The sequence below is a fragment of the Caldalkalibacillus salinus genome, assembly GCF_016745835.1.
Classification (GTDB): Bacteria; Bacillota; Bacilli; order Caldalkalibacillales; family JCM-10596; genus Caldalkalibacillus_A; species Caldalkalibacillus_A salinus.
Genome location: NZ_JAERVL010000001.1, coordinates 431,698 through 454,246 on the forward strand (window position 1 = coordinate 431,698; position 22,549 = coordinate 454,246).

Below are 22,549 nucleotides of genomic sequence, written 5' to 3' on the forward strand. Positions count from 1 at the left end.
TGTATTGTACAATTTGAATGTAAGCGTTTTCAATATAAGGCTCTTTAGGGGGTGTATCTCATCTGTACGTAGCGTCGATACAAATACTTAACCTAAAGTAAATGATGTAAATAAAGCTATTAGAGGGAGGAGAAATGATGATCGTCCGTAAATTTAAGAAAAAGGTATTGATGAGTATAGCATTGTTCTCTATGGTTGTAGGATCTACACTTGGAGGCGTATCAATTAGTGCAAAGAGTGATGTTCCAGATTACCAAAATGCTGAATTAAGTGTAGAACAACGTGTATCCGATTTATTATCAAGAATGACATTGGAAGAAAAAATAGGCCAAATGGTGCAACCTGAGCGAAGTGCTCTAACAGCAGAAGACGTTAAAAATTATAAAATTGGATCTATATTAAGTGGTGGAGGCTCCCTACCAACAACAGGAAATACACCAGAGGATTGGGCAGATATGGTAGATGATTTCCAAAGCGGTGCGTTGGCTACTAGGCTCGGTATCCCGATCATTTATGGTGTGGATGCCGTACACGGTCATAATAATGTTTACGGCGCTACTGTTTTTCCTCATAACATTGGCTTAGGGGCTGCGAACGATGTAGATTTAGTGAAGCGTATAGGGGAAATAACAGCAAAAGAAGTGCGAGCAACAGGCATTTCTTATACTTTTGCTCCTGTTCTTGCCGCTCCACAAAATATACGTTGGGGTAGAACTTATGAAGGATATAGTGAAGATCCTCAACAAACTGGTAGACTTGGATCAGCCTTAGTAGAAGGTTTGCAAGGAGATCCTAAAGACCGCGACTTCCTAAAGGGTACCCAAGTTGTGTCTTCCATCAAACATTTTGTTGGGGATAGTTTAACTGAGGACGGTATTGACCAAGGGGATGTAACTGAATATACAGACCAGGAGATTAAAAAGCATATCAAGCCATATAAAGATGCTATTAAGGCTGGTGCACGAACTGTAATGGTGACCTACTCTAGCATAAATGGCCTTAAAACACATGGAGATTATCATCTTATCACTGAAGTATTAAAAGGCGAACTTGGTTTTACAGGTTTTGTTATCTCCGACTATAATGGTCCGCAACAAATTGTACCAGGTGACTTCAGAGAATCCATTAAGCGAAGTATGAATGCGGGTGTTGATTTATTTATGATTCCAGATGACTGGAAGCACTTTCTTACAACGACAAAAGAGCTAGTTGAAAGTGGCGAAGTTTCTGAGAGTCGTATTGATGATGCTGTAACACGAATCCTGCGTGTTAAGTTTGAAAATGGTCTTTTTGAGACCCCTTATGCCGACAGAGATCTAGTGACGCAGGGTATTGGTCAAAGTGAGCATCGTGCCGTTGCCCGTGAAGCAGTTAGAAAATCTCAAGTTTTATTAAAAAATAAAAACAACATTTTACCGCTCCAAAAAGATGGATTAAATATTTTTGTCGCTGGTAAGAAGGCTGATAATATGGGATACCAAGCTGGCGGTTGGACGATTAGCTGGCAGGGAGGGTCTTCTACATGGATGGGAGAACCTGAAAGAGATTTAATTCCAGGAACAACAATACTCGAAGGTATAAATGAAGTTGCAGGACCGAATACAAAAGTGAATTATAGTGAAGATGGGTCTGGTGCTGAGGGACATGATGTTGCAGTTGTTGTCATTGGTGAACCCCCTTATGCGGAGATGTTTGGAGATCGTGAAGATATAGGATTACTTCAAGAAGATATTAACTTATTAAATAAAGTAAAAGCCTCTGGTGTCCCAATGGTTGTGCTGCTTCAATCTGGCCGTCCGATGCTGGTAACAGATGAAATTAAAGATTGGGATGCATTTGTAGCTTCATGGCTGCCAGGAAGTGAAGGTGCGGGTGTTGCAGATGTCCTATTTGGTCATTATGAATTTAGCGGTAAACTCTCCTTTACATGGCCAAGAAATATGGAACAGATCAATAACCACGATAAAGTTAACCCGTTGTTTAGGAAAGGCTTCGGTCTTAAGACTCATCAAACGGGTCATCAATCTGATGAGTAAAAATAGTCATGGAATAGGATAGAAGGCTTTTACGGTAGGCCCGTTTTTTCATTATATTACTGAGAAAAGTCGCTGTCATAGGTTCGTATGCGTATGGCATATGCATAAAAAATATTCAAAAAAATATGCTCTAAATAAGTAACCCCTACGGATACACGAAATTCGTAGGGGTTACTTATGTCTAAAATGTATTTATCTTATGCTAATGTCTCAATCAGCTGAGGGTAGTTGTTTTGAGGTGAATTCACTAAGGAAGAAACTTCATAAGCCTCTATAAGTGGTGCAGGATAAGGTCTTAACAAGGTGTGAAGTTCATCTTGCTCAGTATCCTTGTCTAACCATGCCTTTTCGCCATCTGCATCCAGGATGACAGGCATTCTATTGTGAATCGGTTGCATCAAGTCATTGGGTTCCGTGGTAATAATGGTACACGTAGTTAATTGGCGACCGTCGTGGCTCGTCCAGCGCTCCCATAATCCTGCAAAGGCAAAAGGCGCCTGCTCCTTAAGGCGTACATACATGGGGAGCTTTTGACCACCCTCTTTTTTCCACTCATAGAATCCATCTGCCGGTATTAAGCATCTGCGTTTCTTATAAGCGGTCTTAAAGCTGGGTTTTTCATGTATCGTTTCTGCACGTGCATTAATAAGTTTGTTACCGATTTTTTCGTCCTTGGCCCAACGGGGGATAAGTCCCCATTTTAAATACCCCATACGGTTCTTTTCACCGTCATTAACAACGGCTAGAACTTGTTGGCTAGGTGCGATGTTGTACTGAGATTCAAACATGAAGTCAGCATGATCAATATAGAACCGATCATATAATAATTGTAAAGGACTATAAAGGGTAAAACGTCCACACATAAGCATCCCTCCTACCTATATTTTAACATATAATCTCAAAATACAGGTTTTTAATACATTTATTGGAAACGAGACAGCCATTAATGTTCTAAGAAGTGTTAATTAATCAATTAAAAACGTTTCAAAAGGGCATATAAGCATAGGAGGTTTACAATGGGTAATGGATGGTGAGCATTAAAAAAAAGCCTAAGGCAGCTTTTTTCAGGAAGTACATCAAACTTGTACAATACTGACAGCTACTTTAGACTTTTAGAGTGTTATCTGCACTGATTCATTAATTAATCCTATAACGACGTGTCTTTATGTAACGTATGTATGTTATTATCACGTATTCGTTCAATCATAACACTTTCTTTTGAAATGTCAGTGGCTAAAAAAATGTCCTGTTACAAAACATGTCCTAGTGAATAGTACGGAATACCCCAATCACTTTGCCTAAAATGGTCACCTCGCGCAAAATGATAGGTTCTAGTGATGCGTTTTCCGGTTGTAAACGAATGACGTTCTTTTCCTTAAAGAATCGCTTAACCGTCGCTTCCTCCTCTTCAGTCATAGCGACGACGATGTCCCCGTTGTTAGCTGTGTTTTGCTGTCTGACGATGACGTAGTCTTGGTCGTAGATGCCAGCCTCAATCATACTATCACCTTGGACTTTTAACATATACACGTTGTCGTGATCGCCACCGAATTTCTCCGGAAGTGGAAAGTATTCTTCGACATTCTCAATAGCCGTAATAGGGACCCCTGCAGTTACTTTACCAATAACGGGAATACGTACAACAGGCTCGTAGGATGCTTGCTCCTCTTGAATAAATTCTTCGTCTAACACTTCAATCGCTCGAGGCTTTGTAGGATCTCGCCGTATATGTCCCTTTTTCTCGAGTCTCGCCAGGTGTCCGTGGACCGTAGAACTAGAGGCTAGCCCAACCGCTTCCCCAATTTCACGTACCGAGGGAGGATATCCCTTCTCTTTTACTTCGGTTTTAATAAAATCCAAAATCGCTTTTTGACGATTTGATAATGCTTTCATAACGTTCACCTCAACCCAGTATGATAAAAATTGCCACTTTTTACTTACTTGTCATTATAGCATAGAAGAAATGAGCGTACAAACATAAGTTCGAAAAAAATCTTGACCAGAACCTTTGTTCCTATTATAATAAAAAACGGGAACAAAAGTTCTCGATTTATTTTTGTATAACATTCCACCCATATACCGTACATAATTATTCGACAACTTTCGAATAAAAGTGATAAGAAAGAAAGGGGAAGGTTAATCATGTTTGTCACAAAAGACATATCATATCTCTTGGTTTTTGTTATTGTACTTTGTGCCATTTTTTACACGATGTCTAACGTTATGGCTTCAGCAGAAGATTATCAGTATGAGTATATACAAGTTGAAACAGGGGACACCCTTTGGCGTATTGCTGCACAACACCATCAGGGTCTAGGTATATCCGTTCAAGAATACATACAGCAGGTGAAAGTACTCAATGGTTTAGAGGGGAGTTTAATTTATCCGGGACAGGAACTTCAGGTACTAGTGCATCACCAAGAAGAATAGGGTCAGTTTAGGAGACAGAATGTGAGACAGCGGAGGGGCGTAAGTTTTCCTTTCTATTCATTGTGAGTATTCCCGTGTTATAATAAAGGAATGCTGATAGTATGAGCAAAGGTCATATGATGATATTAGAAAGGGGATTACTGTGCTCACTCAAGAAAAATTAGCTAGAATTAATGAACTGGCGAATAAATCAAAAAAAGAAGCACTGTCGCAGGAGGAGAAGCTCGAGCAACAACGTTTACGTGAAGAATATCTACAATCTGTTCGTAGCTCACTTAAAGCTAACCTTATGGGTGTAAAGGTTGTTGACCCAGAAGGCAAAGATGTCACGCCTAAAAAGTTAAAACGTGAACAAAATAAGCGTAAAAAACACTAATATAGGGTCATATTATATATAGAGTTAATAATAAAGAAGCAGTTTTTAAAACTGCTTCTTTATTCATGAGCGCTCCAGTAAGGGCGGTTGGTATTCATGAGTGATATCCTACATACAGATTACTTCATATTTTTAACGGCTATCCTACTTTTAGCCGGTGTCATGGCCACCAAGTTTTCAGCAAGAGTAGGTGTGCCGACCCTTGTCGTGTTTATTGCAGTGGGGATGATATTCGGGTCTGAGGGCATGGGTCTTATTGATTTTTCCAGTGCCGGCTTCGCCCAGCTACTAGGTATATTGGCACTGATTGTCATCCTTTTTGAGGGTGGTCTACAGACCAAGTTGAGTCATGTCAAACAGGTGGCTACATCTTCGCTCACGCTGGCAACACTCGGCGTGTTGCTCACCACAATTGTTGTCGGTGTAGCCGCTAAGTATATTCTCCAAGTGGGGTGGCTAGAAGGGCTACTCTTTGGTGCCATAGTCGGTTCAACGGATGCTGCCGCTGTTTTTGCCGTGATCAGTGGCAAAAATATTAAACAACGACTACAGTCCACTTTAGAAGCAGAGTCAGGGACAAATGACCCTATGGCCGTATTTCTGACTTTATCATTTATTGAATTGATTGGACTGGACAAACCCTATTTTTGGTTCATGGTCCCAGCTTTCATATGGCAAATGGGAGTCGCACTTGTCATCGGTTACCTCTTAGGTCGGTTTGCTGTATGGGCCATGAGTCGTATCAATTTGGACTCCAGTGGCTTATATCCTATCTTTGGATTAGGGTTTGCTGTTCTAGGTTATAGTGTGACGGCATTAATACAGGCCAGTGGGTTATTAGCTGTATATACACTGGCTATCGTCATGGGAAATGCAACGATACCCTACCGGCACTCGATTCTAAGGTTTAATGAAGGGTTTGCATGGATGATGCAGATCCTAATGTTTATCGTTCTAGGCTTGCTCGTTATGCCTTCCCAACTCGTGACTAACGTTGTATTACAAGGTGTATTATTATCTATCGTTCTAATGTTTGTGGCTAGACCCTTAGGTGTTTATACAAGTTTGCTCCTTTCTAAGTATAAGTTCAAGGACAAACTCTTTATTTCCTGGGCGGGGTTAAGAGGCGCAGTTCCTATTGTATTGGCTACTTATCCTATGATAGCAGGCCTTGATTATAGCCAAATGTTTTTCAATGTGGTTTTCTTTGTCGTATTGACATCTGCTCTCATCCAAGGCTCCACAATAGGAGCATTGGCCGATAAATTAAAATTAACTGAGGAAGAGCGAACAGTGCCCACACATAGCTTGGAGCTCATTTCTATTGGCCAAACGAACACCGAAATGGTTGAATTTTTTATAGATGAGCAAGCCAAGGTTGTGGGGCAGACCTTACAAGACATACCTTTGCCTAAAGATGTGCTGATCAGTGCTGTCATAAGAGATAATCAGTTGATTACACCTAATGGAGATACGATCCTACAGGGAAACGATATTCTGTTTATCCTTATTCCTAAGAGAAAAATTGAGGAAGTCAAAACCATACTGACGAGGCAATGTCAGGGGATTTAACCCACTAGTGACCAACAACTGACGTAGAGCCCAAATTAGAGGACAACTTTTTGCGACATCATTCGTCAAATATATTGAAGGAATATTTTAGCTCTGAAAGGAGGTTGACAAGCACATACATAACAAGATTGAAAGCTTAAAACCTTAAAATGAAAAAGAAAACCAGCAGCTTTAGAGGCATTGATTGGGAGAGGAGAAGGTTTAATGTCAAAAAAATGGTCCTTAATCATTGTACTCACGCTCGCGTTCTTAACTGTAGGTATGATGAGTCATGCTGACGCTGAAGCGAGTAACGAAGTCAAACTAATGGTAGAAGGTCAGTATGTTGAATCTGATGTGCCAGCACAGATCATCCAAGGGAGAACGTTCGTTCCGATACGATTTATCGTGGAGAACATTGGTGCCCAAGTAAGCTGGAATCAGGCAGAAAGCAGAATCGATATCTTTGAAGGGTCAACGCATCTAAGAATGTACCTTGGTGAAGAGACGATCCATGTTAATGGACAAGCCCAAGAGATGGACACTGCTCCCTTCCTAGAAAACTATCGGACGATGGTGCCACTTCGTTTTGTTAGTGAGTACCTAGGTTTACGTGTCGGTTGGGATAATGCAGAGAAGCAGGCTTTCATCTCAACCAAGGTCAATCTCGTGGTCAATCACACAACGTTCGAAGATGATCATGCCCCTGTTAACATATCTGGAGATCTATATGTTCCGATATTTGACATGGCACGAGAACTTAATGTTGCCTTTTGGCTAGAAGATGATGTTTACAAATTTACTTATACCCAAACTTCTGATGACAGCGACACAGAAGAGGACTTAGGAACCGAAGAAGGGGACGGTACAGAGGCTTCTGATAAGCAAGGATCAAAGGAAGAATCCGAGGAAGAAGTGACAATGGATTTGCCCCCTTCAGAGATTGTAAACGTTGACGGTGTTAAAATGGTTAATCTGAGCTGGGTTGACCAGCTATTAGGCACGAAGACAGAATATGACAGAGGTCTTCAGCTCGTAACCGTGGATAGAGATATAGATTACTTGACGCTAAGAGAAGTGTCTCTTGAGAATGGGCGTTACATGATCCATGTGCCGGGGCTCGATGCTGAAGAAACAGAACATTTCTTCTTACGCTCACCCCATCGTTTTGTCTTAGATATTCCACAAACGGAGCTGGATCAGGATCAAGAGTGGGATACAGCACTATCCCACGATACTGTTGATGACGTTCGTGTAGGCCAGTTCAGTACATCGCCAATGACAGCACGTGTTGTCTTTGATTTGAACAAACGTTCTAAAGTGGACTTTGAGATTGAAGGAGACAAAATATATTTGGCGTTCACTGAACGTAAGCCCATCGTCGTTATTGATGCGGGTCATGGTGGGCACGACCCTGGAGCAAACGGTTCCTTTAGCTCTGAGAAAGATATTGTGCTTGCCATATCTAATCAGATTGTTGATTATTTAGAGCAAGATGCTGACATCGAAGTTGAAGCGACAAGACCTACTGATGAGTATGTCACACTTGGGGATCGGGCCGCTTACGCGAATGAGATCAATGCCGACATGTTTATCTCTGTACATGCAAATGCAGCCGGTAGTTCGGCGATTGGTGGGACGGAGACATATATCTATTACGGTTCCAATAAAGCGTTTGGCGACATTGTTCATAAGCATCTGATTAAGGCAACACAACTAAATGATAGAGGACTAAAAGAAGCTGGTTTTAAAGTCTTAAGAGAAACTCGAATGCCAGCAGCCCTCCTTGAAATAGCCTTCCTTAGCAATCCAGACGAGGAGAAGCTTTTAAATGATCCGGCATTTCAAGACAAAGTTGCCAAGGCCATGTACGACGCGATAAGAGAATATGAATTTGGAAGTGATGAGTAAATGAAACAGATGTTTACGAAAGGTATGTTGTCGGTCCTCGCATTATTGCTTGTCCTCGGATTGGCTGCTTGCGGTCAAGACCAAGCTGAAGGTCCTGAGGATAGTAATGGGCAAGGCTCGGCCGAGGAAGAACAGTCTCAGGATTCAGGTGATGCTGGAGACAGTGAAACAAACAATGACGAGGGTCATGAGGACAACCATAGGGATGAGGAAGAGTCACAGATGATCTCAGAAACATTGACCGTCTATTATACAGATATGGAATTACTGTCAATGACCCAAGAAGAACGTGAAATTGCTTATGAACAAGATGGACAGCCTTGGTTTGCCATCTGGCGTACGCTACAATCCCCTCAAAATGATGAGCACGTGTCCTTATGGGAAAATGTAGAGTTACTCAACGCATCACTTGAGGATGGGATACTTTCTCTAGATTTAGGACAACTTGATGATGTCAACATTGGGTCTACTGGAGAAGCTTACGCTATTCAAGCTGTTCTACATTCTTATGGTCAAATACAGGGTGTAGAGTTCATCGCTTTTACTGTTGAAGGTGAAGTCCGGGAAACACTTTTTGGACATGTGAGTACGTCTGAACCGCTTCCTGTTGACGAGCAACTGATTCAGTAAGCTCTGTTCCTAACAATATTAATCACTAAAAGACAAAAAAAAGCACAAGACTCAAACGAGCCTTGTGCTTTTTTTAGCTCTATAAAAGAAGGACCTGATTAAGACCAGGCCGAAAGAACGTCCTGCATCAAACGAGAAAATATCCCTTTATTTTCTACTCCATATCCATTGTTAAACCAGGATCCAAGAAGAAAAACACAATAAAAGCGAGGGCAAAGCAATAAACGGCGAAATAAACAAGCTTACTTTTTTGTAGGAAATCAATGAGCCACATGATCCCAATAATAGAGAATAAGAAAGAGGCAATGAAAGAAATCACTAGTGGCGTGACGCCGACGCTATGCACCATGTCCATGGATAAATCTTTGAACATCAGAACAGTAGACCCTAAAATAACGGGAATGGACAATAAAAATGAAAATCTTACAGCAGTTTCTCGTGTAAGTCCAGTCCATAATGCTGCGACAAGAGTAGCCCCTGAACGAGAAATACCCGGTAAAACAGCTAAAGTCTGTCCTATCGCAACAATAATGGTATCGAGCCATGTCATACTCTCTTCATCTTTGTTCCCAATTTGATGAAAGCGTTCAATGAAGATAAGAAATAAGCCTGTGATTGTCAGTGAACCAGCAATAAACGGGGGGGTTTTCATAGATTCATCTATCACGTCTTTCAAGACAATGCCTAGGACACCGGTGATGATTGTGGCGACGATAAGATATATGGCGAATCTAAACTGTATCGTATTCTCTGTGGATTTATCTTTAAAGTAACCAAAGAATCCCTTGATAACAGTCATGAGATCCTTTCTAAAATACATGATAACAGCTAAAACGGAAGCTAAATGCAAAAATATCTCAAACGCTAAGCCTTCAAACTCTAAATCTAAGACAATGGATGTAATGACGATATGCGCTGTACTCGAAATGGGTAGAAATTCTGTGATCCCTTGCACAATCCCCAAAATCAACGCTTCAATCAAACTCATGGTATGTATCCTCCCAACGTAGCAACTTCAAGACAAGTTTTATTCTAGCATATTTAGCTAGGAGTGAATATAGTACAAGTTTGACCTTCACTTTTATTTAATATTTATACTAAAACCTGAAAAAAAGATGGAACAACTGCGTCTTTACACGTATAATAGGGGCATGGGTTCCGTTTGGTGAGATGTGGTTTCACTTAATGGAACTTGTAATTTTTGAGCAAAAAAGGAGGAGACTGTATGATTGATTTCCACGATGCTAGAAACCGCATGAGCTACACAACACGAGAGGCCAGTTCAACATGGACGGAAGACCTCTCTAGGCTTATTAATATGAAAGGGAGTGAAGTGCTTGATATAGGCGCTGGGGGTGGGATTTACAGCAAAGCAATAATAGACAATGGCGCCCATTCTGTTACTGTTCTGGACGCTTCAGAAGCAATGTTAGAAGGTGCGCAAGCCAATTGTGAAGGATACGAGCAGATACATTATGTGCATGCGGAAGCTTCGGATACACATCTGCCGTCTCAATCCTATGATATTGTTCTACAACGGGCGCTTATTCATCACCTCAAACAACTCCGACCACCCTTTACTGAGGCTTATCGTCTGTTAAAAGATCGTGGCATGCTCATAATACAGGATCGTACACCGGGTGATTGCTTGTTACCAAGTAGCCAAACTCATATCAGAGGGTTTATATTTGAATGCTTTCCACACTTGGCAAGCGTGGAGTGTAGAAGGAGATATGAAAGTGAAGATGTACACAGGGCGTTACGCGCGGCAGGTTTCAAACATATACAAGAGGAAAAGCTGTGGGAAGGTCGAAAAACGTATCACTCAGTTCCGGCAATGGTAGAGGAGTTAAAAGCAAGGACGGGCCGATCCATTCTGCACCACTTAGATGACCAAGAACTAGATACACTTTGTACATTTATAAAGAACCGAGTAAAAGCGCCAGTGACAGAAATGGATCGTTGGACCATCTGGGTGGCTCAGAAAAGGTCCTAACTTCAAATAAATGATGCCGTGTCAGTGCTCAGTAGATGACGCTAGTAAAGGACTAAGGTACTTACTTGGATTAAACATTGACACGCTCATTGTGTTTAGAATGACGCTGTTGCGTTTGATTGATCGTTTCTAAAGGCGTCTTAGGCGTATGGGTGTTCGCATGACTCATACTATACCACATCAAACCGGCACTCAGGAGGAATAACCCACTTGTCACAATAAACACAGCAGAGATGCCAAAGTAACCTGATAATACCCCGCCCATAACAGGCCCAAGTACATTCCCGAGAAAGCGGAAACTCTGATTATAACCTAAAACTTCTCCCTGCATGTTAAGTGGCGCCACTTGACGGATATAACCTGTTGTACATGGAATAAGACCACCAAGAAAAATACCAAATATAAAACGGAATACAACCAGTTGCCATAGCGACCCGGCCAAAGCCTGTGGTATAAAAGTAAAAGAAGCACAAATGAGCAACCCTAGGAGAACTTTTTCATGCCCAATCCGATCACCTAAATTCCCCCATTGTCTTGTCGCTACAAAGTTACCAAACCCTGTTGCAGAGAAGGCGAGTCCTGCTAGAAATGCGATATTGGCTGCGTCTGATTGTAGGTGACTCACATATAACGCTAATAAAGGCTGGACACTGAAATTAGCCATCTGTATCAGTAGAGATAAGAACATCACAGTAAGCAGAACAGGATGATGCACGATATGGCTTAGCACTTCTTTTCTCGTATACTGTTTTTCCTTCTGACCAGGTTCCTTTAATTTCACTTCCTTAATACCCACGACAACAAGCAGTGTCGCTAGTGCAATGGCCACTGAAGTGAAAAGAAACGTGTATGAGAATCCTAACCAATCTGCTAGTGTTCCGCCTAATAGGGGTCCACACAACCCGCCTGCTACAGTACCCATTTGGAGTGTTCCTAGCGTTTTCCCAGCGACTTCCTTAGGCGTCTGCGAAGAGATGAGCGCGATCGAAGTAGGTATGAAGCCTGTAACGATACCCATGAACAGGCGCAATATAAATAGTTGCTCTACAGATTGGACGTAGCCCATTAAAAATATACTAGCGGCAATACCGAAGCCGGTAAACATTAATATTTTCTTATATCCTTTGCGGTCGCCAAATCTGCCCCACAACGGAGAAACAAGAAAGGCGACAAGGAAGGTGATCCCGAAGACGAAACCTGCCCAGCGCTGAACATACGCTTCTGAGAAATCACCTAGCGTATCAATAAATAAAGATAAGAATGGGAGCACCATCGTTGCACTGGCTGCAACGAAGAAATTTGCAACCCACATGATTAATAGATTTCTTTTTGCCGTCTGCTTTAAATCATCATAATCATCATGATTGTTTGTAGAAATAGTCAACACCTTCTCAGTACGAATATTTCGTTCATCTAAATATTATACGTAAAATTTCACATAACGTAAAGTCTGTTGTCCCGGACACAAACTAGAAAAAAAGTTATATAATCATTCAAAAAAATGAAACTTAGATCTTTTCGGTACGTAGTTATAGTAACGGTTGGAACGAAAGGTTAACATGGTTTCAACGTATCGAGATGTAAAGGAGGGTAAGAAAGTGATGTTTAAATACTAAGAAAGAGTTAAAACGCCACCACACACCACTACATTTGAGGGAAGTACACAAAATGCAGGGAATATCAAACAAACCCTAAATAATGAACTTGAACCATGTGAAATGAAATCAGAAGTAGACTTAGAGCTAGCGTTCTAAAAAGCCAAGTTCAATGAGTTTGCTTCTTAAAAGGAGTTATTGAAAATGGAGGAGACAGCAATATCCTTCGAACAGTTCTACCTCTATGCGTTTATTGTTAGTGGAGCACTGACGCTCATGTACATACTTTTAGGAGACATTTTGGAAGGGATTTTTGAATCGGTTCCTGAGGGCATATTCAGTCCGACACTTGTACTGTCTTTTGTCACATTTTTAGGGTGTACAGGATATATTTTAGAAAGATTCACGCCAATTCATAGTGGCATTGTCCTTTTATTTTCCATCGCATGTGCTCTTATTGTCGCGTCTTTATTACATTTTTTTGTTCTCGTTCCACTAACTTCTGCAGAGGAATCACTTGCCTATTCAGATGAGGATTTAAAAGGAAGGGTGGCGCAGGTGATCACTTCTATTCCAGAAGACGGCTACGGTGAAATACTCTTTGAAGGTGTTGGGGGTAATATCCCCAAAACAGCCCAGAGTTTTGAAAATGAAGCGATTGTCTCTGGTACAAAAGTACTGGTGATTGATATGAAATCTGGTGTGGCCCATGTCAGCCCACACCAATCATTTGATGATTTAGAATAATAGGATAAAAAGAGGAGGCGCAACATGGGAACAATAGGGATATTAATCAGTATCGCCATCGGGCTTACCTTAGCACTCATCGGTGTGTTTGTTTCAAAATATCGTACAGCCGGCCCAGATGAAGCTTTGATCGTCACAGGTAGTTTTCTAGGTAGAAAAAACGTGCACATCGACGAATCAGGTAATCGGCTAAAGATCGTACGCGGGGGAGGCACGTTCGTTCTACCAGTCTTTCAACAAGCAGAACCCCTAAGTCTACTATCTAGCAAGTTAGAGGTCGTGACACCTGAAGTGTACACAGAACAAGGTGTCCCCGTCATCGCAGATGGTACGGCTATTATTAAAATCGGGGGATCGATCAGTGAGATCGCGACAGCAGCGGAGCAGTTTTTAGGGAAATCTCAGAATGACCGAGAACAGGAAGCGAAGGAAGTGCTTGAAGGTCACCTCCGTTCTATCCTAGGTTCTATGACGGTTGAAGAAATATATAAGAACCGTGAGAAATTTTCACAAGAAGTTCAAAGGGTCGCTTCAGTAGACTTAGCTAAAATGGGGCTTTTAATCGTCTCATTCACCATTAAAGACGTACGCGATAAGAACGGCTACTTAGACTCTTTAGGTCGTCCACGTATTGCCCAAGTGAAGAGAGATGCCGATATCGCCACGGCTGAAGCAGACAAAGAAACGCGTATTAAACAGGCTGAAGCGAGTAAGGATGCCAAGAGAGCAGAACTTGAGCGGGCCACAGAAATTGCGGAAGCCGAGAAGAGTAACCAACTAAAAGTCGCTGAGTACAGAGAAGAGCAAGATCGTGCCAAAGCACGTGCCGACCAATCCTATCACCTAGAAGAAGCCCGAGCGCAACAGCAAGTCACGCAAGAACGTTTACAAGTTCAAATTATTGAGCGTGAAAAACAAATTGAGCTCGAGGAAAAAGAAATTGCACGTCGTGAACGTCAATATGACTCGGAAGTGAAGAAGAAAGCGGACGCCGATCGTTATTCTGTTGAACAATCAGCAGAAGCTGAGAAGCGTAAGCAACTGGCTGAAGCAGACGCAAACAAATATCGCATTGAAGCGATGGCCAAAGCGGAAGCTGAAAAGATCCGTATTGACGGTCTGGCTAAAGCCGAGGCTGAGAAAGCACAAGGGGAAGCAGAATCCGAAGTTATCCGCCTGAAAGGTCTTGCGGAAGCGGAAGCGAAAGAAAAGATTGCCGAAGCATTCAAACAGTACGGTGAAGCGGCGATCCTTGGTATGATTGTAGAAATGTTACCAAAGTACGCCAAAGAAGTGGCTAGCCCACTCGGCAATATCGAGAAGATTACCGTTGTCGATACGGGTGGAAACGGTGGCGCAAATAAAGTATCTGGATATGCCACAGATCTAATGGCAACCTTACAAGAAAATCTAAAAGAATCATCGGGTATCGATGTTAAATCACTGATTGAAGGTTTTGCGGGTGGTATCTCTATCACACCTGACGAAGAAGTAAGACCGGCTAGTCAAGCAGGTGAGGATCAGAAAACGACGACGGCACTAGAGGGTTCGACTAAAGAAAGCGCTCGTTCGTCTAAAAACAACAACAAAGCTTCTGGAAATCGTGCCGCTCAAGGAAAGAAAGCGCAGCCTCAATCAGACACACAACAAGAAACAGCAACGACAAAAGACACTCACCAATCATAGTGCCCAAAGACCTCTCTACTAGTATAGGGAGGTCTTTTAAGATGTCTTTATTAGGAATGAGCGCTTCATATATAACCTTCAACTCACAGCCATGGAGGGGGTATTGAAAGGCTCGGCCAAGATAACTTTGTCACACACATGTCAAATGAGAAAGGAACATAAGAAGGTAATAGAGATAACCATAGCGAATAAATAAAGAGTTATTACCATTATTAGTCAAAAGGAGTGAGGCGAGTGAATGAGGTTGTTGTCACAGCTGATCATGGAGCGGTTAAATTAGGAGATATCACAAAGGATAAGCTCTCACTATTAGTCCTGTTAAGGCATACGGGTTGACCGTTATGTCGAGAATACCTCGCGCAGTTGCGTGAGCAAGCAGACACAATAGAAGAGGCAGACGTTCACATCGTCGCGATTGTACCAACGGACGCCTCTCAAATTCAATCATTTGTAGAGGTTTTTGGTCCTTATCCATTTAGAATAGTGGGTGATCCCAATAGAGACGTCTATCGAGCCATGCATTTAAAAAGGATGTCAAAGGTAAAAGCGTTACAGAGGATTTTAGGATATCTATTGTCAGGAAAAATACGGGAGGTTCTACCGAAACATAGAGAGCAGAATACAGTCATTAAAAAAGCGATGGCCACGCAAGATGTTTATCAACTTGGGGGGACATGGTTGATCGACAAAAGTGGTAGCATCCGCTGGCAACATATCGACAAGGATTCTACTGACCATGCCACTGTATCAGATATATTAACAGCCGTTGAAACCATCAATGGGCGTGAGTGAAGGTCATGAGCTGAAGCCATCTCGTTTTACAAGTTTAAAGGGGGGGTATACTAATCATGAATGGACATAAAAAGCATATTTTATTTATTGGAGATAGCATTACCGATTCATCAAGACGTGAGGACCCAGAGAGAATCGGATTTGGCTATGTACGTTTAATTAGAGACGTCTTGATGGTCACACAGGGATACACCAAAGAGCAATTTACTAATCGAGGTATTGGGGGGAACAGAGTCACAGATTTAGAAAGCAGGTGGAAAAAGGACGTACTGGATTTACAACCGGATGTACTCTCAATCTCAATTGGAATTAACGATGTTTGGAGACAGTTAGACAGTCCAGAGATTGAGCAGGTGTACCCCGAGCAGTTTGAAACTGTGTATACCACGCTATTGTCTTCCGTTCGTCAAGAAACAGATGCGACATTAATGTTGATGGAACCTACCATTATTGAAGAAGATTCAGCTTCAAAAGGGAACGAGCGATTAAAAGAATATGTCACCATCGTCAATCGTCTAGCGAATCGCTTTGAGGGTACATTAGTCCCGACCCATCAAGCATTTCTAGGCATGCTGAATCAATATCCTCAGACGACACTTACAACAGATGGTGTTCATATGAATTCTACTGGTGATATGTTAATGGCCCAGACATGGTTAAAGTCCTACAGTGCAATGTAAATGAACAGGTGATGATATGAGAATGGTAGACAACAATTGGATTAACATAATACTTTCGAGGGGACTACGACTGACTGGCGTATTCCTCACACTGACCTTATTAGCAGGGTGCGTGTTCCTTGATTATATTCCTTGGCTACAACCTGAAGAAGTCACGCAGGAAATCGAGGAGACAGCATCTGACACGGTTTTGAGACTCGCATTCGCTGGTGACACGATGGGTGCTGGTAAAGTAGCGCCCATTCTAGAAGAACAAGGATATATGTATCCGTTTGAAGAAGCCCGACCCTACTTTGAAGAAAGTGACTTAGCCATGGTCAACCTTGAGACAGCGATGAGCGATCGAGGGGATGCGGAAGATAAGGCTTACGCTTTCCGTACACATCCAGATTTCGTAAAGGGATTAGACTGGGCCGGTATTGATCTCGTGAGTGTCGCGAACAACCATTCATTAGATTACGGAGTTGTAGCGTTCTTAGATACACTTGATGAACTGCAGCAACATGAAATTGGTTACGTCGGTGGCGGTGTTAATGCTGAAGAAGCTTACCGTGAGCAAACATATGAAGTGAATGGGCAAACCGTTGCCTTTCTCGGTTTTAGTCGTGTCTTACCAGATGTCTCTTGGTATGCTAGGGAGGATCAACCAGGTTTAGCTAGCGGCTACCAGGAGGAAAGAATATATCAAGGGATCCGTCAGGCATCCGCTTCGGCTGATTTGACCGTGGTTTATATTCATTGGGGCAACGAGATGGAATTAGAAGCCAGTGACGACCAACGGAGAATCGCCCATCAGATGGTAGAAGAGGGCGCAGATGTTGTGATAGGTGCTCACCCACATGTGTTACAGGAACTAGAGTGGCATCAAGGGAAGCTCATTGCTTATAGCTTAGGAAACTTCGTATTCACGATGAGTCATGAAGATATTGGACGACAAACGGCTATTCTACAACTAGAAATCGATGCGGAAGGGGGACAAAAGGCCACGGTGTCTCCATTTCGAATCCGTCATGGCGCTGTATGGGAAGCAAAGGGTGAGGAACGTGAGGAGATATTGAGACGATTGCAAACCATATCAACCACTGGAGAATGGCAAGACCATGTATTTTACCCTCGTTAACAAGAGATGCAAGGAGAGATAGATATGCCGAACAAACATATGACTCATTACTGTAAAGGGGGAATGGTTTGTTTCATGATCCTTAGCTTACTCATCGGTTGTGCACAGAACGAGGAGTTGGGACATCAGGAACAAACCACAGTCGCCCCTGATTACGAAGAACAGAGGCCAAGTCAAAATGGGGATGGCCAAGAGGGGGTGGGCAACGAAGAGGATACAGAAGAGCGTACAGACGATGAAGAAAGGACGACAGACGGGGGCTTTATCCGAGTGACAAAAGCTGAAACGTTAGCTTCAAACCTTGACATCCCTTGGGCTATGACGAAATGGGACGGTGTATTTTTCATAACACAGAGGGAAGGTAGCATGGCCAGAGTGGAGAATGGGCAAGTCAGGCAAGAAGAGTTGAAACTGACCAAGGATGTGCTCCATCATGGTGAAGGCGGTTTGTTAGGCTTTACACTAGACCCCGACTTTGACGATAATCACCTCGCTTACGTCTACCATACCTATCGAGAAGAAGGGACCCCCTATAATCGGGTTGCCGCCGTGCAGTATCTCGAAGGGACATGGGTGGAACAACGTAGTGTCATAGAAGGGATAAGAGGGGATCAATTTCATAATGGCGGACGTCTGAAGATTGGCCCCGATGGGTTGCTTTATATCACCACTGGTGACGCTTGGGAGGGTGAACAATCCCAGGATCATACGACACTTGCAGGCAGTATCTTACGCTTAGAACGAGATGGTTCCATTCCAGAAGACAACCCTTTTCGTCAATCACCAGTATATTCCTACGGGCATCGTAATCCCCAAGGGCTAGCTTGGGACGCAACAGAACAAGTACTGTATAGTTCAGAGCACGGGCCACAAGGATATGATGAAATCAATAGAATTGTACCGGGTAAGAATTATGGCTGGCCTACTATCACTGGAGATCAACAGCAAAAAGACTTGATCCCTCCTTTATTCCATTCAGGGGAGGACACTTGGGCGCCATCCGGTATGATCTTCCATCGTGGCATCATTTACGTCGCTTGCCTAAGGGGAAGCATGGTACGGGCTTTTGATCCACATACGGGTGCAACGGATGTGATCTGGCAAGGGGAAGGAAGAATACGGGATATACACATGGATGACGATGAGCGCCTGTATATCATCACTAATAATATTGACGGTAGAGGGCAACCGGATCAGATGGATGACAGACTAATTGAATTACATTACGAAGAATTAAAATAAGGTAACATATGAAGGTGATTAAGATGAAGCATTTGCTTCATCACGCTCTTTTTCACGTTCACTGCTGTACTGAAAAACTTTCGTAAATCCGTAAGAAAAGAAGGTCAACATTATATTAAGGGCCAAAACATAGAGAAGAAAACTGATATTGAGGTTGATAAAACCGTAATAATGATGAAGGAGATAAATCATCATGAATTGTAAAATCACAAACGTCCCCGCTTCAGAGGTAAAGAAAGATGTCCCCTCTTTTGTCAAGAGATAACGAACGCCTAGAAACAGATGAACAAGAAACAGAAACGGCATCACATAGACAGCAAGACTCATATATGATTCTGCGTTCTCAGGGTTAAAATAACGGGAGGCCCCCACGAGTTTTTGAGGATAGTCCAACAACAACGTATATGATTTGAATAACGGAAGTATCACACCAATAATGACAAACACGGCAATCGCTCTATGCCTATATGGCTGACTGTATTGTTTCTTTTTCATGATTGTGAGTAGGGCATAATAAATACCAATGCAACTCAATGTAATCAATATGGTTAAAGCTAACGAGCCGAAAGTGGCTTGTTGTAGAAATTTGATGATACCCATAATCTGAATTCGCTCCTTTCTCCTAGACATTTTTTAGTGACCATTTTTACGGATGAGGTTATAATCCCTATTATATCAGTCTTTGTCGCAGTGTCTTTGGGTCATAAGACTTTTTTTACAAATCATTCAGAAGTGTTAAAAGTTCAAAAATGGTACTTTATGCCTAGTGTGTTCGTTATATCTATGAAAGAAGATTGATAAACCATGAAAATAAAAGATATAATTTAAAGAAGTGACGTTCGTGTCATGGACTGTTAAGGTTGAGGCGGCAACCAAAATACCCCTTAACAGTGATTCAGATGTGATTTGTAAAGGAGGGCTAATGAATGATTCATGAAAACTGGAGAACAGGTCAAACGATAGGTACTGTTAAATGTGTTCAAGCAGAAGCCAAAAAGTACATTGTACATAACGTACTCACGCCCGGCAAAACGTATGAGGTTAAAAATGAAACGGATGAGTTTATCTTTGTTGTTGATAACACAGGCAAAGTTGGCGGATACTATAAGGAGTACTTTGAGACGGTCTAACGGTAGCAAAGACCGCCATCAAGCCCCGTGGACTTAAAAGGGATTATGCTACGTTGGCTTGATATTTACTTTTAACACGTTATCCTATATACTTAAGTCTATAAACCAATGTAAAATTTTCTAGTGGTAGGTGAAAGAAAGATCCTGCCAACCAGAACATATTGGAAATAAACGTATACGTTGAATGTTGATACAGTTCGCTTTTGTAAGTCTAAATTATCTAGGGATAAACTGATAAGCAATATTCCACAGATATGGAATATTGCTTTTTTATTCGGTCAATAGCTATATATGTACGGATTACAAGATACGACAAAGATAAGATGTTCGACGTAAAAGGAGACAAAAGAGACATGAAGACTTTTAATGAATTTGGATTAAATGACCACATTGTTCGAGCGCTTAACGATATGGGGTTCGAGGAATCAACCCCCATCCAGAACCAAACCGTTCCAGCTACACTTGAGGGCAAGGACTTGATCGGCCAAGCCCAAACGGGTACAGGTAAAACGGCGGCCTTTGGGATACCGCTAATCGATCGCATCATTGGAGGAGCGAGAGCCATCCAAGGGGTGGTGCTTACCCCAACAAGGGAACTGGCAGTACAAGTAGCGGAAGAAATCAATAGGATCGCCCAGCATACTGAAGTCCACGCTCTTCCCATCTACGGGGGCCAAGACATTCAACGACAAATCAAAGCATTAAAGAAAAAGCCTCAAATCATTGTCGCAACCCCAGGCCGCTTTATGGATCATATGAGAAGAAAGACGATCAGATTGAATGATTTAAAAATGGTGGTTTTAGACGAAGCGGACGAGATGTTAAACATGGGCTTCATTGACGATATCAAAGAAATACTCGCTGAGATGCCAACAGAGCGCCAAACCTTACTGTTCTCGGCCACGATGCCTAAAGCGATACAGGAACTGGCCACCAAGTTTATGAAGGACCCTGAAGTGGTCAGCATTAAGGCGAAAGAAGCCACCGTATCGAATATCACGCAAGAATATGTTGAAGTGAGTGAAAATCAGAAGTTTGATGTCTTCTGCCGACTGCTCGATATTCACTCTCCTGAGTTAGCGATCGTGTTCGGGCGTACCAAACGTAGAGTGGACGAATTAGCAGAAGGCTTGAATAAACGCGGTTATGAAGCGGAAGGAATTCACGGAGATCTTAATCAAGCGAAGCGTGATAGAGTATTACGTCGTTTTAAAGACAAAACAATTGAAGTCCTCGTGGCGACAGATGTGGCTGCAAGAGGTTTAGATATTAGTGGGGTCACGCACGTCTATAACTTCGACTTACCTCAAGACTCTGAAAGTTACGTTCACCGTATCGGGCGGACCGGACGAGCGGGACGCACAGGGATTGCACTTACTTTTGTCACACCACGAGAAATGGATCATCTTAAAGCGATCGAACGTATGACCAAAAGAAAGGTCGATCGCAGGCCAGTCCCTACGATGTCCGAAGCGATTGAAGGACAGCAACGTATGGCTGTGGAAAAACTGCAGGAAGCTGTCCAGCAAGCAAACTACAGTGACTACAAGGCCGTTGCTGAGCAGCTTGTTGAAGATCAAGGTGATTCTGTTTCGGTTATTGCCGCTGCATTAAAACTGTTAACAAAAGAGCCTAATGCCGTACCTGTTAAGCTGACAGAAGAAGCACCGATGGTTAAAAAGAAAAATAAGAGAAATGTACACTCTCGTCGAAATGGCCAACGTGGAGATTATAAGCGTCACCGCAACGATCGCCATAAGGGTGACCGTAAAAAAGGTGGAGGATCTTTTAACCGAGAAGGTGGTTATAAAGGTAAAGGGAAGTCCGGGAGCCCTAAACGTAAATATAATAAATAATGAGAAGACCAAAGTTGCTATCACCAAAGCTAAAGGTCTTAACACAATATAGATGATACGCTGGGTAATAGTATTTAGTTTAAGGAGGCCTTTTATAAGGTCTTCTTTTTAATTTTATACATTTGGGTAACCTAACAATAGAACAAGAAAGTAGGACTATACGTGGGTAAGAGGTGTTAGACATGAATGAAGAGCGGGAACAGTTACATAAAACCCGAGATATGCTCATCAGTGCGATTGCACAAACCATGGTCATATACGGTGTGACACCGTCAGTCGGTAGAATATATGGCGTTCTCTACTTTGCCACACGTCCTATGACAATCGATGAAATCAAAGACGAAGTGGCTATGAGTAAAGGAAGTGTGAGCATGGGTGTACGAGAATTACTTGAGACTGAAATGATATTAAAGGTTTGGAAAAAAGGGGAGCGCAAAGATCATTTTATAGCAGAGAAAGACTTTTTCAAAAACTTTATGACTTTCATCGTCAAAAACATCAGACAGGAAAGACATATCATGATTAAAGCGATAGAGAACACGAAGCCCGTTTTACAAGACATCGCTGAGAAAGCTGAGCAAGAAGATGTGCGTGATGAAGCCACCGAAGACCTAACCTTAATAGAAGAATCACTCGTGTATTACGATTGGACGCAGCGTTTAATTAACGATATGGAGTCAGGCGATATCTTTGCGTACTATCCAAAAGACCCAAAACAAGGTTCCGCACCCGAAACAGAATAATACCTGTATCCCTTAAGCGTTTTGTTTG

The 22,549-nt window shown here is 42.3% G+C and carries 19 protein-coding genes and 2 pseudogenes; 16 read left to right on the forward strand and 5 right to left on the reverse strand.

What is annotated here, in order from left to right; genetic code table 11:
* The first annotated feature begins 137 nt into the window (after positions 1-137).
* Positions 138-2,036: a glycoside hydrolase family 3 protein gene (locus tag JKM87_RS02050; protein ID WP_202077374.1), complete on the forward strand. Its 1,899-nt coding sequence runs from the start codon at positions 138-140 to the stop codon at positions 2,034-2,036.
* A 197-nt stretch (positions 2,037-2,233) separates the two neighbouring features.
* Here the strand turns inward: JKM87_RS02050 and JKM87_RS02055 are convergent, their stop codons facing one another.
* Together JKM87_RS02055 and lexA are read right to left on the reverse strand one after the other, a co-directional pair.
* A complete protein-coding gene (locus JKM87_RS02055) occupies positions 2,234-2,899 on the reverse strand; it encodes an SOS response-associated peptidase (RefSeq protein WP_202077376.1) in 666 nt (221 codons plus the stop codon).
* Positions 2,900-3,299: 400 nt separating this feature from the next.
* Positions 3,300-3,929: a transcriptional repressor LexA gene (lexA, locus tag JKM87_RS02060; protein WP_202077378.1), complete on the reverse strand. Its 630-nt coding sequence runs from the start codon at positions 3,927-3,929 to the stop codon at positions 3,300-3,302.
* Positions 3,930-4,178: 249 nt separating this feature from the next.
* Between lexA and yneA the strand changes: the two genes are divergently transcribed.
* The 5 genes from yneA (at position 4,179) to JKM87_RS02085 (ending at position 8,934) form a co-directional block, all read left to right on the forward strand.
* Positions 4,179-4,466 carry a cell division suppressor protein YneA gene (gene yneA / locus JKM87_RS02065; protein WP_202077380.1) on the forward strand — a complete coding sequence of 96 codons (288 nt, stop codon included), beginning with the start codon at positions 4,179-4,181 and terminating at the stop codon, positions 4,464-4,466.
* 142 nt (positions 4,467-4,608) lie between these two features.
* The gene (locus JKM87_RS02070) at positions 4,609-4,842 is read left to right on the forward strand and encodes a DUF896 domain-containing protein (RefSeq protein WP_202077382.1); all 234 of its coding nucleotides are present in this window, start codon (positions 4,609-4,611) and stop codon (positions 4,840-4,842) included.
* 96 nt (positions 4,843-4,938) lie between these two features.
* The gene (locus tag JKM87_RS02075; RefSeq protein ID WP_202077384.1) at positions 4,939-6,414 is read left to right on the forward strand and encodes a potassium/proton antiporter; all 1,476 of its coding nucleotides are present in this window, start codon (positions 4,939-4,941) and stop codon (positions 6,412-6,414) included.
* Between the two features lie 204 nt (positions 6,415-6,618).
* On the forward strand, positions 6,619-8,304 hold the full coding sequence (locus JKM87_RS02080) for an N-acetylmuramoyl-L-alanine amidase family protein (RefSeq protein ID WP_202077386.1): 1,686 nt from the start codon (positions 6,619-6,621) through the stop codon (positions 8,302-8,304).
* Positions 8,305-8,934: a GerMN domain-containing protein gene (locus JKM87_RS02085; protein ID WP_202077388.1), complete on the forward strand. Its 630-nt coding sequence runs from the start codon at positions 8,305-8,307 to the stop codon at positions 8,932-8,934.
* Between the two features lie 154 nt (positions 8,935-9,088).
* Here JKM87_RS02085 and uppP read toward each other — a convergent pair whose 3' ends face one another.
* Positions 9,089-9,922 (reverse strand): undecaprenyl-diphosphatase UppP, encoded by an 834-nt coding sequence (gene uppP, locus JKM87_RS02090; RefSeq protein ID WP_202077390.1) that lies wholly within the window; start codon positions 9,920-9,922, stop codon positions 9,089-9,091.
* A gap of 237 nt (positions 9,923-10,159) precedes the next feature.
* On the opposite strand from uppP, the gene JKM87_RS02095 reads away from it, so the two are divergent.
* On the forward strand, positions 10,160-10,930 hold the full coding sequence (locus tag JKM87_RS02095) for a class I SAM-dependent methyltransferase (RefSeq protein ID WP_202077392.1): 771 nt from the start codon (positions 10,160-10,162) through the stop codon (positions 10,928-10,930).
* 70 nt (positions 10,931-11,000) lie between these two features.
* On the opposite strand, the gene JKM87_RS02100 is transcribed toward JKM87_RS02095, so the two are convergent.
* On the reverse strand, positions 11,001-12,242 hold the full coding sequence (locus JKM87_RS02100) for an MFS transporter (protein WP_202077394.1): 1,242 nt from the start codon (positions 12,240-12,242) through the stop codon (positions 11,001-11,003).
* Between the two features lie 487 nt (positions 12,243-12,729).
* On the opposite strand from JKM87_RS02100, the gene JKM87_RS02105 reads away from it, so the two are divergent.
* The 6 genes and pseudogenes from JKM87_RS02105 to JKM87_RS02130 all read left to right on the forward strand — a co-directional run bounded on the left by JKM87_RS02105 (position 12,730) and on the right by JKM87_RS02130 (position 18,792).
* Positions 12,730-13,272: an NfeD family protein gene (locus tag JKM87_RS02105; protein WP_202077396.1), complete on the forward strand. Its 543-nt coding sequence runs from the start codon at positions 12,730-12,732 to the stop codon at positions 13,270-13,272.
* Between the two features lie 24 nt (positions 13,273-13,296).
* Positions 13,297-14,736, forward strand: a pseudogene (locus JKM87_RS02110) (SPFH domain-containing protein); the annotation flags it as partial.
* Between the two features lie 570 nt (positions 14,737-15,306).
* Positions 15,307-15,750 (forward strand): annotated as a pseudogene (locus JKM87_RS02115) (peroxiredoxin-like family protein); the annotation flags it as partial.
* 56 nt (positions 15,751-15,806) lie between these two features.
* Entirely contained in the window at positions 15,807-16,430 is a 624-nt protein-coding gene (locus tag JKM87_RS02120) for an SGNH/GDSL hydrolase family protein (protein ID WP_202077401.1), read from the forward strand.
* Positions 16,431-16,452: 22 nt separating this feature from the next.
* Positions 16,453-17,550: a CapA family protein gene (locus JKM87_RS02125; RefSeq protein WP_202077403.1), complete on the forward strand. Its 1,098-nt coding sequence runs from the start codon at positions 16,453-16,455 to the stop codon at positions 17,548-17,550.
* A gap of 24 nt (positions 17,551-17,574) precedes the next feature.
* Positions 17,575-18,792, forward strand: a complete 1,218-nt coding sequence (locus JKM87_RS02130; RefSeq protein ID WP_202077405.1) for a PQQ-dependent sugar dehydrogenase — start codon at positions 17,575-17,577, stop codon at positions 18,790-18,792.
* An 18-nt stretch (positions 18,793-18,810) separates the two neighbouring features.
* On the opposite strand, the gene JKM87_RS02135 is transcribed toward JKM87_RS02130, so the two are convergent.
* The gene (locus JKM87_RS02135) at positions 18,811-19,392 is read right to left on the reverse strand and encodes a hypothetical protein (RefSeq protein ID WP_202077407.1); all 582 of its coding nucleotides are present in this window, start codon (positions 19,390-19,392) and stop codon (positions 18,811-18,813) included.
* A 326-nt stretch (positions 19,393-19,718) separates the two neighbouring features.
* On the opposite strand from JKM87_RS02135, the gene JKM87_RS02140 reads away from it, so the two are divergent.
* The 3 genes from JKM87_RS02140 (at position 19,719) to JKM87_RS02150 (ending at position 22,521) form a co-directional block, all read left to right on the forward strand.
* On the forward strand, positions 19,719-19,922 hold the full coding sequence (locus tag JKM87_RS02140) for a DUF6501 family protein (RefSeq protein ID WP_202077409.1): 204 nt from the start codon (positions 19,719-19,721) through the stop codon (positions 19,920-19,922).
* A gap of 353 nt (positions 19,923-20,275) precedes the next feature.
* Positions 20,276-21,778, forward strand: a complete 1,503-nt coding sequence (gene cshA / locus JKM87_RS02145; protein WP_202077411.1) for a degradosome RNA helicase CshA — start codon at positions 20,276-20,278, stop codon at positions 21,776-21,778.
* Positions 21,779-21,960: 182 nt separating this feature from the next.
* Positions 21,961-22,521 carry a GbsR/MarR family transcriptional regulator gene (locus JKM87_RS02150; RefSeq protein WP_202077414.1) on the forward strand — a complete coding sequence of 187 codons (561 nt, stop codon included), beginning with the start codon at positions 21,961-21,963 and terminating at the stop codon, positions 22,519-22,521.
* Positions 22,522-22,549: the final 28 nt, after the last annotated feature.

Coding starts and splice junctions, on each gene's coding strand:
- JKM87_RS02050 (WP_202077374.1), top strand. CDS start 138: ATGATCGTCCGTAAATTTAAGAAAAAGGTATTGATGAGTATAGCATTG.
- JKM87_RS02055 (WP_202077376.1), bottom strand. CDS start 2,899: ATGTGTGGACGTTTTACCCTTTATAGTCCTTTACAATTATTATATGAT.
- lexA (WP_202077378.1), bottom strand. CDS start 3,929: ATGAAAGCATTATCAAATCGTCAAAAAGCGATTTTGGATTTTATTAAA.
- yneA (WP_202077380.1), top strand. CDS start 4,179: ATGTTTGTCACAAAAGACATATCATATCTCTTGGTTTTTGTTATTGTA.
- JKM87_RS02075 (WP_202077384.1), top strand. CDS start 4,939: ATGAGTGATATCCTACATACAGATTACTTCATATTTTTAACGGCTATC.
- JKM87_RS02080 (WP_202077386.1), top strand. CDS start 6,619: ATGTCAAAAAAATGGTCCTTAATCATTGTACTCACGCTCGCGTTCTTA.
- JKM87_RS02085 (WP_202077388.1), top strand. CDS start 8,305: ATGAAACAGATGTTTACGAAAGGTATGTTGTCGGTCCTCGCATTATTG.
- uppP (WP_202077390.1), bottom strand. CDS start 9,922: ATGAGTTTGATTGAAGCGTTGATTTTGGGGATTGTGCAAGGGATCACA.
- JKM87_RS02095 (WP_202077392.1), top strand. CDS start 10,160: ATGATTGATTTCCACGATGCTAGAAACCGCATGAGCTACACAACACGA.
- JKM87_RS02100 (WP_202077394.1), bottom strand. CDS start 12,242: ATGTGGGTTGCAAATTTCTTCGTTGCAGCCAGTGCAACGATGGTGCTC.
- JKM87_RS02105 (WP_202077396.1), top strand. CDS start 12,730: ATGGAGGAGACAGCAATATCCTTCGAACAGTTCTACCTCTATGCGTTT.
- JKM87_RS02120 (WP_202077401.1), top strand. CDS start 15,807: ATGAATGGACATAAAAAGCATATTTTATTTATTGGAGATAGCATTACC.
- JKM87_RS02125 (WP_202077403.1), top strand. CDS start 16,453: ATGGTAGACAACAATTGGATTAACATAATACTTTCGAGGGGACTACGA.
- JKM87_RS02130 (WP_202077405.1), top strand. CDS start 17,575: ATGCCGAACAAACATATGACTCATTACTGTAAAGGGGGAATGGTTTGT.
- JKM87_RS02135 (WP_202077407.1), bottom strand. CDS start 19,392: ATGGGTATCATCAAATTTCTACAACAAGCCACTTTCGGCTCGTTAGCT.
- JKM87_RS02140 (WP_202077409.1), top strand. CDS start 19,719: ATGATTCATGAAAACTGGAGAACAGGTCAAACGATAGGTACTGTTAAA.
- cshA (WP_202077411.1), top strand. CDS start 20,276: ATGAAGACTTTTAATGAATTTGGATTAAATGACCACATTGTTCGAGCG.
- JKM87_RS02150 (WP_202077414.1), top strand. CDS start 21,961: ATGAATGAAGAGCGGGAACAGTTACATAAAACCCGAGATATGCTCATC.